Annotated in this window: 10 protein-coding genes; 9 read left to right on the top strand and 1 reads right to left on the bottom strand. The window is 74.1% G+C overall.

Annotation, left to right across the window (positions count from 1 at the left end):
* Positions 1-92 precede the first annotated feature (92 nt).
* Genes HLK59_RS16815 through HLK59_RS16830 form a run of 4 tightly spaced genes read left to right on the top strand, consistent with a single transcriptional unit; the run spans position 93 to position 5,133 of the window.
* Complete coding sequence (locus HLK59_RS16815; RefSeq protein WP_171142236.1) at positions 93-629, top strand: GNAT family N-acetyltransferase; 537 nt, start codon at positions 93-95, stop codon at positions 627-629.
* The gene (locus HLK59_RS16820) at positions 626-2,119 is read left to right on the top strand and encodes an ABC transporter substrate-binding protein (protein WP_240982455.1); all 1,494 of its coding nucleotides are present in this window, start codon (positions 626-628) and stop codon (positions 2,117-2,119) included. The genes HLK59_RS16815 and HLK59_RS16820 overlap by 4 nt, the downstream gene beginning before the upstream one ends.
* 3 nt (positions 2,120-2,122) lie before the next feature.
* Positions 2,123-3,910, top strand: coding sequence for an ABC transporter permease subunit (locus HLK59_RS16825; protein ID WP_171142237.1), 1,788 nt, complete (start codon positions 2,123-2,125; stop codon positions 3,908-3,910).
* Entirely contained in the window at positions 3,907-5,133 is a 1,227-nt protein-coding gene (locus HLK59_RS16830) for an MFS transporter (protein WP_171142238.1), read from the top strand. The genes HLK59_RS16825 and HLK59_RS16830 overlap by 4 nt, the downstream gene beginning before the upstream one ends.
* A 59-nt stretch (positions 5,134-5,192) precedes the next feature.
* Here the strand turns inward: HLK59_RS16830 and HLK59_RS16835 are convergent, their stop codons facing one another.
* Complete coding sequence (locus tag HLK59_RS16835) at positions 5,193-5,951, bottom strand: CDP-alcohol phosphatidyltransferase family protein (RefSeq protein WP_171142239.1); 759 nt, start codon at positions 5,949-5,951, stop codon at positions 5,193-5,195.
* Between the two features lie 107 nt (positions 5,952-6,058).
* On the opposite strand from HLK59_RS16835, the gene HLK59_RS16840 reads away from it, so the two are divergent.
* From HLK59_RS16840 to HLK59_RS16860, 5 genes are all read left to right on the top strand, one after another.
* Entirely contained in the window at positions 6,059-7,042 is a 984-nt protein-coding gene (locus HLK59_RS16840) for an FAD-dependent oxidoreductase (RefSeq protein ID WP_171142240.1), read from the top strand.
* 116 nt (positions 7,043-7,158) lie between these two features.
* Positions 7,159-7,557 (top strand): 6-carboxytetrahydropterin synthase, encoded by a 399-nt coding sequence (locus tag HLK59_RS16845; protein ID WP_171142241.1) that lies wholly within the window; start codon positions 7,159-7,161, stop codon positions 7,555-7,557.
* Positions 7,554-8,744 carry a glycosyltransferase family 4 protein gene (locus HLK59_RS16850; protein WP_171142242.1) on the top strand — a complete coding sequence of 397 codons (1,191 nt, stop codon included), beginning with the start codon at positions 7,554-7,556 and terminating at the stop codon, positions 8,742-8,744. The genes HLK59_RS16845 and HLK59_RS16850 overlap by 4 nt, the downstream gene beginning before the upstream one ends.
* Positions 8,741-9,787, top strand: coding sequence for a class I SAM-dependent methyltransferase (locus tag HLK59_RS16855; protein WP_171142243.1), 1,047 nt, complete (start codon positions 8,741-8,743; stop codon positions 9,785-9,787). The genes HLK59_RS16850 and HLK59_RS16855 overlap by 4 nt, the downstream gene beginning before the upstream one ends.
* The coding region (locus HLK59_RS16860; protein WP_206327216.1) for a hypothetical protein at positions 9,784-9,971 on the top strand (188 nt) is incomplete at its 3' end. The genes HLK59_RS16855 and HLK59_RS16860, both read left to right, overlap by 4 nt.

Consider the following 9,971-nt stretch of genomic DNA (forward strand, 5'->3'; position numbering starts at 1 on the left):
GATGTCATGTCGGTAGGTTGTAGGGCGTGCCCTTGATCACTGTCAAATCGTCCGGTGATCAACCACTTCCGCTTAATGCATATGATGTGCAAGTGCGTGAATACAGCATCAGGGCCGCGGGCCCGGACGACCTCGAAGGTGCGCGAGCCGTGATGCTCGACACCGTCTACCGTGACTTCGGTTCCGGCTACGTGCCCCGCTGGCACGGCGACATCATCGACCCGGCCGCCGCCTACCTGCTCCCGGAGCGCCACACCCTCCTCGTGGCGCTCGACCCGGAGAGCGGCGAGGTCGTCGCCACCGGCGCCCTGGACTCCCGTGGCCCGGCCCACCCGCCGAACCCGCGCCATGTCGCCGAGCGCTACCCCTCGGGCCAGACCGCACAGCTGCGCCGCATCTACGTCCGCCCCGAGCACCGCAGGCGCGGCCTCGCCCGGCGGCTGGTCGCGGAGCTGATGGCGTTCGCCGTCGCCGAGGGCGGCTACCGCTCCGTGTATCTGCACACCGACCCGGCCGTCCCGGGCGCCGAGGCCTTCTGGCGGTCGCTCGGCAAGCTCGTGCACGACGAGCGCGAGGACCCCGAGGGCGCGTCCGGCGTCCTGCACTTCGAGATACCGATGGGGCGATGACCCGCATGACCCGACCGCGCTTCCTTCTCGCCCTCCTCCTCGCCCCCGTCCTCACCGGCTGCTTCGCCTCCGACGGCACCGGCGACTCGTCCGACGACGCCGGTGACGGCTCCCGGCTGCGGGTCGCCCTCGCCTTCCCGCCCGCCGAGAACCTCTCGCCGTACGGCGCCGACGCCACCCTCCTCAGCCGTCTCGGCGTCACCGAGGGACTGACCGCCCTGGACGCCAACGGCGCCGCCGCCCCCGCGCTCGCCGCGTCCTGGACCCGCGAGAACGACCGCACCTGGCTGTTCACCCTGCGCGAGGCCACCTTCCAGGACGGCACCGACGTCACCCCGGCCACCGTCGCCGCCGCCCTCAGCCACGCCACCGACGCCGAGCCGGCCCCCGCCGCGCTCTCCGGCGTGACCCTCACCGCGAAGGCCGAGGGCGCCACCGGCGTCCGGGTCACCACGAAGGACCCCGACCCCGCGCTGCCCCTGCGACTGTCCAGCCCCAGCCTCGCCATCCTCTCCGCGAAGGCCTACGGCACCAGGGTCGACCCCGTCGGCCACGCCACCGGCCCCTTCGAGCTCACCAAGGTCATGGGCGCCACCGCGGCCACCCTCGACCGCTACGACGACTACTGGGGCGGGCGCGCCCAGGCCTCGGGCATCGACGTGAAGTTCGTCGCCGACGGCACCGCCCGCACCAGTGCGCTCCGTACCGACCAGGTCGACCTCGCGGAGGCGATTCCCGTCGCCCAGGCCGCCACCCTCGACAAGGGCCTGCGCAAGGCCACCGCCACGACCCGCACCACCAGCCTGCTGCTCAACACCGAGAGCGGTGCCTTCGAGGACGCCGGCCTGCGGGCCGCCGCCCGGCGGGCCGTGGACACCTCCGCGCTCGCCGAGGGCGTCTACGAGGGGTACGCCGACGCCGGTGCCGGCATCTACGGACCCGCCGTGACCTGGGCCGAGGGCAAGCGGACCGAGCCGGCCGGCCGGGCGAAGGCCACCGACCCCGAGGGCGCGAAGATCACCCTCGCCACATACGACAACCGGCCCGAACTCCCCGAGGTCGCCCAGGTGTTGAAGCAGCAGCTGGAGAAGGCCGGGTTCGAGGTCGAGCTGGAGGTGCGCGAGTACTCGCGGCTGGAGAGCGACGCGCTCCAGGGCAGGTTCGACGCCTTCGTCGGCGCCCGCAACAGCCTCCTCGACACCGGCGACCCCGTCTCGGTCCTCGCCAGCGACTTCACCTGCGACGGCAGTTACAACCTGGCGCTGCTGTGCGACAAGGACGTCGACAAGGCGGTGAAGAAGGCCGAGGGCATCGCCGACACCGAGAAGCGCCAGGGCGCCGCCATGGCCGCCGAGGCGAAGATCCTCGGCACCGACGCCGTCGTCCCGCTGGTCCACCAGCGCGTCATCACCGGCGTCGGCCCCGACGTCGCCGGCGCCCTCCTCGACCCGTACGAGCGCACCCTCGTCGGCATCGGCACCCGGCGCTGACGCGTGCGGCAGCAAGCGGCCACGCTCCTGTGGCGGGCCGGGATCGCCGCCGCCCTCGTGTGCGCCGTCGGCCTGCTGCCCTGGCTCACCCGCACGGACCCGGCGCTGACCGTGCTCAAGGCCCGCTCGGCCGAACGCGACCCCGACCCGCGGGTACTCGCCGACATCCGGGCCCAACTGGGCCTGGACGACGGCCCGTTCCACCTGCTGGGCCGGTGGGTGAGCGGGCTGTGGCGCGGCGACGCGGGACAGTCGTGGATCTCCGGCGGCGATGTCACCCCCGCCGTGCTCCAAGCGCTGGGCGCGTCCCTGCTGTTGATGGCGGTGGCCCTGCTGGTCGCCGCCGTCACGGCCGCGCTGGTCTGCGCCCGCACCCTGTGGCTCGGCGCACACCACAGGCTCGGCGGCCGTGGCGCCGGCGGCAGCGGGTCCGCGGTCCTCGCCGCGCTGCCCGAGTTCCTCACCGCGTCCGTGCTCGCCACCGTCGTCGGCGTCCAGCTCGGCTGGCTGCCCGCCCTCGGCTGGTACGGGCCGCAGTGGACGATCCTTCCCGCCCTCGCCCTCGGCCTGCCCGCCGGGGCCGTGCTCGGCCGCCTCCTCGACGACCTGCTCCCCGGCGCCTTCGCCGAACCCTGGGCGCTGGCCGCCGCCGCGCGCGGACTGCCCGGCCGCGTCATCGCCCGCCAGGCCCTGCGCCGCTGCCTGCCCGGACTCCTGCCGAACACCGGCCTGTTCGCGGTCGGCCTCACCGGCGGCGCCGTCGCGGTGGAGCAGATCTTCGACATACCCGGCCTCGGCCGCACCACCCTCCAGGCGGCGATCGCCCAGGACCTCCCCGTCCTCCAGGCCGGCACCCTCGCCCTCGTCCTCCTCGCCGCCGCCTTCGCGGGCCTCGCCGCCCTCGCCACCCGCCTGCTCATCGGCACGGCCCTGCGCGACGGCGCGCTGCCGTCGCTGCACGGCCCCAGGTCGACGGTCCGCGGTGTACAGCCTTTTGTCTACGGTGGTCTGCTGGCGGTCGTCATCGCGCTCGGCCTGCCCCGCGACCCGCTCGCCCTCGACACGCAGCAACGCCTCCGCGCCCCGTCCCCGGCACACCCCTTCGGCACCGACGCGCTCGGCCGCGACGTCCTCGCCCGCGTCGGCCACGGAGCCCTGGAAACCCTGCTGCTCGCCCTCGCGATCGGCACCGCCGCACTGACCGTCGGCGTCCTGCTCGGACTGCTGCCCCGGCTGTCCGGCCCGCTCGTCGACACGGTCACCGCACTGCCGCCGGTCCTCGTCGCCCTCCTCGTCACCGCCGTCGCCGGCAGCGGCCCCGCCACCCCCGCGCTCGCCGTCGGCGCCGTCGCCTGGGCACCGCTGGCCGCCCACACCTCCGCACTGCTCCGCCAGGAACGCGCCGCCCTCCACATCACCGCCACCCTCGGCCTGGGCGCCGGCCGCTGGCACCTGCTGCGCCATGAACTCCTGCCCGCCGTCCTGCCGCCCGTCACCCGCCACGCCCTGCTGCGGCTCCCGGGCATCGCCCTCGCCCTGGCCTCGCTCGCCTTCCTCGGCCTGGGCGCCCAGCCGCCGTCCCCGGAGTGGGGCCTGCTGCTCGCCGAGAACCAGCCCTACGCCGAGCGCGCCCCCTGGGCCGTCCTCGCCCCGGCCGCCGCACTCGTCCTGCTCGGCGCACTGGCGGTGACCGCGGCGGGAGGGGTGCGTCGGCCGCGCGGGAAACAGCGCCCGCCCGTCGCCGAACCCGAACAGCGGCCTCGTACAAGGGAATCGGTGGGAAGCCGATGAGCGCGATCGCGACCGCGCTGCGCAAGGACCCGGACCGCCCTCGCCTCCCGCCGCTCCTCCACCTGCTGATCCTCACCCAACTCGCCTTCAACATCGGCTTCTTCGCCGTGCTGCCGTTCCTCTCCGAGCACCTCGGCACGGCGGTGGGCATGGCGGGCTGGACGGTCGGCTTCGTGCTGGGGCTGCGGACCTTCAGCCAGCAGGGGCTGTTCGTGGTGGGCGGGGCGCTCGCCGACCGGTACGGGATCCGGCCGATCGTGCTCGCCGGATGCGCGCTGCGGATCGCCGGGTTCGTCTGGCTCGGGTACGCCGAGGCGACCGGGGCGGTCATCGGGGCCGTGCTGCTGATCGGGTTCGCCGCCGCGCTGTTCTCCCCCGCGGTCGAGTCCGAGGTGGCCCGGCAGGCCGTCGTCCACGAGGAGGAGGACGGTGGATCGCGCACCCGGGTGCTCGCCCTGTTCACCGTGGCCGGACAGGCGGGCGCGTTCGTCGGGCCGCTGCTGGGCGCGCTGTTGCTGTCGGTGGACTTCCGGAGCGTGTGTCTCGCCGGAGCCGGGATCTTCGTCCTCGTCCTCGCCGGGCACGCGTGGCTGCTGCCGCAGCACATCCCGGGCCGGGAGCGGGTGCGGTTCAAGGGCGGGACACGGGTGCTGCTGCGCAACCGGCGCTTCCTCGCGCTGTGCTGCGCGTACGGCGCCTATCTGCTCGCCTACAACCAGCTCTATCTCGCCCTGCCCGCCGAGGTGGAGCGCGCCACCGGCTCCCAGTCGGCGCTGGCCTGGCTGTTCGCCCTGTCCTCGCTGCTGGTGGTGACCGCCCAGCTGCCCGTCACCCGCTGGGCGGGGGACCGGCTCGCACCACGCCGCTCGATGGAGGCCGGACTGCTGCTCATCGCCGCCGGGTTCGCCGTCGTGGCGCTCGCCCGCCCGGCCGGCTGGACCGGGACGGCGGGGCTGCTCCCCGCGGCCGGGTTCGTCGTGCTGCTCACCCTCGGGCAGATGCTCGTCGCCCCCGTCGCCCGCGCCTGGGTTCCCGACCTGGCCGAGGCGGGGCGGCTCGGCCTCTACACCGGCGCGCTGTCCTCGGTCTCCGGCCTGATCGTGCTGGCCGGCAGCTCGCTGACCGGCACACTCCTCGACAGCGGGCTGCCGACGGCCGTGCCGTGGCTGGTGCTGGCCGCCGTACCGGCCACGGCGATCGCACTGCTGCCGCGCCGGCCCTGAAGCCTGCTCCAGAAGTCGGTGGGCGGGCATCTACCGTGTATGGCTGGGGTGTTGAGGGGTCAGCCGGCGACGAGCTCGCGCACGTCCTCCAGCAGGACCGCCTCGATCCGGGAGGTACGCATCAGCCACAGGATGTCCCGGCCGAACGACCACACCAGCGCGCCCAGCGCCGTCGCGACGACCCCGAACTCCAGGGCGTACGGCAGGAAGCCGGAGGCGGCCAGGAGGAGGAACACGCCCTGGAGGGCGGCCACCGTCTTGCGGGCCGTGCTCGGCGGGAGGGGGGCGTTCAGCCACGGCCAGACGCGGGCGGCGGCCACGAAGGCGTAGCGCATGCCGCCGATCAGCAGGACCCACGGGCCGTGCGTCATCGACACGTAGACGCTCAGCACCAGGATCAGGAACGCGTCGACCTCCATGTCGAAGCGCGCGCCCAGCGGCGTGGAGGTGCCGGTGCGGCGGGCGACCTTGCCGTCGACACCGTCGAGGATCAGGGCCACGGCCGTCAGACCGACGAAGAGGGTGACCGGCGGCGAACTCTGGAAGGAGTCGGCGACCAGGGCCGTGACCCCGCCGACCAGGGTGGCCCGGCCGAGCGTCACCCGGTTGGCGGGGCCGAAGGAGCGCGGACGGTGGCGGTGCAGGGCCCGGGAGAGCACCGCCCAGGTGGCGACGGCGAAGACGAGACCGGTCAGCCAGCCCGCCGGTCCCATGCCGATCGCCGTCCCGAGCAGAGCCAGCAACAGGATCTGTACACCCGCTCCCACAGCGGTCTCCTGCTGGACCAGCCTTGCGTCGTAAGTGTTGTTCAGGGCCACCGAACATCCTCCGGCCGTGTGACAGAGTCGATCAACGCCGCGTACTGTGCGCGACCTGTGCACACCTCGGTACGTGAACCACTTCCCAAGCGTTCAGGAGGATGCCGATGAAGCGCACCGCGCGTGCTTTCTGGCTCAACAGCCCCGGTGAAGGTGAGATACGTGAGGTCACCCTCCCGGCTCCCTCCGAGGGGGAAGTACTGGTCCGCGCCCTGTACTCCGGGGTCAGCCGCGGCACCGAGACGCTCGTCTTCCGCGGCCAGGTCCCCGAGAGCCAACACGCGGCCATGCGGGCGCCCTTCCAGGAAGGCGACTTCCCGGCCCCCGTCAAGTACGGCTACCTCAGCGTCGGAGAGGTCGAGGAGGGCCCGGCGGACCTCGTCGGCCGTACGGTCTTCTGCCTCTACCCGCACCAGACGCGCTACGTCGTCCCGGTGACCGCCGTGACCCCGGTGCCCGGGAACGTGCCCGCCGAACGGGCGATCCTCGCCGGCACCCTGGAGACCGCCGTCAACGCCCTCTGGGACGCGGCGCCGCTGGTCGGCGACCGGATCGCCGTGGTCGGCGGCGGCATGATCGGCTGCTCGGTCGCCGCACTGCTGGCCCGCTTCCCCGGCGTACGGGTCCAGCTGGTCGACGCCGACCCGGCGCGGGCGCGGGTCGCCAAGGCCCTGGGCGTCGACTTCGCGCTGCCGCAGGAGGCCCTCGGGGAGTGCGACCTCGTCGTCCACGCCAGCGCCACCGAACAGGGACTGGCCCGCTCCCTGGAACTGCTGACGCCCGAGGGCACGGTCCTCGAACTCAGCTGGTACGGCGACCGGCAGGTCAGCCTTCCGCTCGGCGAGGCCTTCCACTCCCGGCGGCTCGTCATCCGCAGCAGCCAGGTCGGCACCGTCTCCCCGGCCCGCCGCTCCAGCCGCACCTACGCCGACCGGCTCGCCCTCGCCCTCGAACTCCTCGCCGACCCGGCGCTCGACGCACTCGTCACGGGGGAAAGCGCGTTCGAGGAGCTGCCGCGGGTGATGCCCAGGCTCACTTCCGGGGAAATTCCAGCTCTTTGTCACCGCGTGAGGTACGGCAAGAGCGCCTGACCTGAGAAAAGAGTGAGAGACGGCTGAACGCGGGGACGCGAAGAGCCGTACTACCCGGCATCCCCGCCGGCGATCAGCCGGGGGGATCAGACGTGCCGCACCTGGAGGGTCGTCCGTTGTTCAGTGTCACCGTCCGCGATCACATCATGATCGCCCACAGCTTCCGCGGCGAGGTCTTCGGACCCGCGCAGCGCCTGCACGGAGCGACGTTCCTCGTGGACGCCACCTTCCGGCGGGAGCAGTTGGACGACGACAACATCGTCGTCGACATCGGACTGGCCACGCAGGAACTCGGAGCCGTCGTCAGCGAGCTGAACTACAGAAACCTCGACAACGAACCCGACTTCGCCGGGATCAACACGTCGACGGAGTTCCTGGCCAAGGTCATCGCCGACCGGCTCGCCGAGCGGATCGAGAAGGGCGCGCTCGGCGAGGGCGCCCGGGGCATCGCGGCGATCGCCGTCACCCTGCACGAATCGCATGTCGCGTGGGCGAGTTACGAGCGTGCGCTGTGACCGACGTGACCCTGGAGAAGGCCCCGCAGCCGGCCCTGGGCTATGTGCCCGTGCAGCATTCCGCTCTCAAGAACGCGGACATCGTCCCCATGTCCTTGCGCTCCGTGCACTTCGTCCTGCCTGGCGGTGTCGACGACCCGGCCGCGCCGAGCGGCGGCAACGCCTATGACCGGCGCGTGAGCCTGGACCTGCCGGGCTTCGGCTGGCAGGTCCACAAGCACGCGGTGGCGGGCGAGTGGCCCCGGCCCGGTGCCTCGGCCCGTGCGGAACTGGCGAGTGTGCTGCGGGGGCTGCCGGACGACACGGTGGTCCTGATGGACGGCCTGGTCGCCTGCGGTGTACCGGAGATCGTCGTACCGGAGGCGGAACGCCTGCGGCTCGTGGTCCTCGTCCACCTTCCGCTCGGTGACGAGACCGGCCTGGAGCCGGCCCTGGCCGCCGAACTGGACGCCAAGGAGCGCGCGGTGCTCCGCGCGGTCCCCGCGGTCGTCGCCACCAGCGACTGGGCGGTCCGCCGTCTCGTCTCCCATCACGGCCTCGCCCCCGACCGGGTCCATGTCGCCGCCCCCGGCGCCGACATCGCCCCCCTCGCCTCCGGCACCGACGGCCTCTCACGGCTGCTGTGCGTCGCCGCGGTGACACCCCGCAAGGGACAGCACCGGCTGGTGGAGGCACTGGCGGCGGTCCGGGACCTGCCGTGGAGCTGCGTGTGCGTGGGCGGCCTCGGCCAGGACCCCGAGTACGTGGCCGACCTGCGGTCCCTGATCGCGAAGTACGGCCTGGAGCACCGGCTGACGCTGGCCGGACCGCAGGCCGGCGCCGAACTCGACGCCAGCTACGCGGCCGCCGACCTGATGGTCCTCACCTCCTACGCCGAGACCTACGGCATGGCGGTCACCGAGGCCCTCGCCCGCGGCATCCCGGTGCTGGCCACCGACGTCGGCGGGCTCCCCGAGGCGGTCGGCCGCGCCCCCGACGGCGGTGTGCCCGGCATCCTCGTCCCGCCGGAGGACCCCGCCGCCCTCGCCGCGGAGCTGCGCGGCTGGTTCGGCGAGGCGGACGTACGACGCCGTCTCAAGGCGGCTGCCCGGGGCCGGCGGGCCGCCCTGGACGGCTGGGCGACCACGGCCCGCAGCCTGGCCGGAGTACTGGGCCGACTGCCGAACGAACCCAGGAGGGCGGCATGAGGAAGACGGCTACGACAGCGCAGCGCGGGGGACGGATCCCGGCGCAGGCGGGACCGCGGGCCGCGGCGGGGGCGGAGTCCCTGACGCCCGGGGACACCCCGGCGGCCTCGAAGTCCGCCGACGCCGGCACGGAGTCCGTGATCCCCGGCGCCGGCCCCGCGGCCCGCCCCGGCGAGCGGCCCACCGTACGGCTGCGCGAGGACGGGCCCGAGGAACAGCCCCGGTACGCGCCCGAGTGGCTGGAGCTGCGGGAACCCGCTGACGCCGGCGCACGGGCGCTCGATCTGCTCGACCCGTTGCGGATCCGGCTCGCCAACCTGCCCGGCAAGGCCGGGGTGGTCGTGCACGACCTCGGGTGCGGCACCGGGTCGATGGGCCGCTGGCTCGCGCCCCGGCTCGACGGCCCCCAGCACTGGGTGCTGCACGACCGCGACCCCTACCTCCTGCACTTCGCGGCCGTCGCCTCCCCGCGGGTCGCCGCGGACGGCAGCCGGGTCACCGTCGAGACCCGCCGCGGTGACGTCGGCCGGCTGACCCCGGACGCCCTCGCGGGCGCGTCCCTGGTGACGGCCTCCGCACTCCTGGACGTCCTCACCCGCGAGGAGATCGAGACCCTCGCCGCTGCCTGCACCGGCGCCGGCTGCCCGGCCCTGCTCACGCTCTCCGTGGCCGGCCGCGTCGACTTCACCCCGTCCGACCCGATGGACACCGAGATCGCCGAGGCGTTCAACGCCCACCAGCGCCGCTCGGGCCTGCTCGGCCCGGACGCGATCACGGTGGCCTGCGAGGCCTTCTCCGAACTCGGCGCGACCGTACGGCTGAACCCGAGCCCCTGGCAGCTGGGCCCCGCCGAGTCCGCGCTGACCGCCCAGTGGCTGCGCGGCTGGGTCGGCGCCGCGGTGGAACAGCGCCCGGAGCTGCGCGAGCGCGCCGACCGCTACCTCCGCGCCCGCCTGGAGGCCTGCGAGGCGGGCGAGCTGAACGTGGTCGTCCACCACACCGACCTGCTGGCACTGTCCCGGCCGACGGGCGGGGCGGCATGAGCGTGGAGACGGTACGGGCGGCCCACGCGGGCCTGCGGGGGCCGGGCCGACGCAGGCGGTGGGCCGGGCGGGCCGCGGTGACACGGGGGCGCGGCCGCCTCGCGGTGACACCGCTGGACGCGGTCGCGTCCATGACGGGCGTGGCCGACCTCCCGGCCCGTACGGCGGCGGAGGAACGGTACAC

The organism is Streptomyces sp. S3(2020), assembly GCF_013044505.1.
Taxonomy (GTDB): domain Bacteria; phylum Actinomycetota; class Actinomycetes; order Streptomycetales; family Streptomycetaceae; genus Streptomyces.

What these genes read in the sequence shown, in the direction of transcription:
- HLK59_RS16820 (WP_240982455.1), top strand. Translation starts at nt 626, where the DNA reads ATGACCCGCATGACCCGACCGCGCTTCCTTCTCGCCCTCCTCCTCGCC.
- HLK59_RS16830 (WP_171142238.1), top strand. Translation starts at nt 3,907, where the DNA reads ATGAGCGCGATCGCGACCGCGCTGCGCAAGGACCCGGACCGCCCTCGC.
- HLK59_RS16840 (WP_171142240.1), top strand. Translation starts at nt 6,059, where the DNA reads ATGAAGCGCACCGCGCGTGCTTTCTGGCTCAACAGCCCCGGTGAAGGT.
- HLK59_RS16855 (WP_171142243.1), top strand. Translation starts at nt 8,741, where the DNA reads ATGAGGAAGACGGCTACGACAGCGCAGCGCGGGGGACGGATCCCGGCG.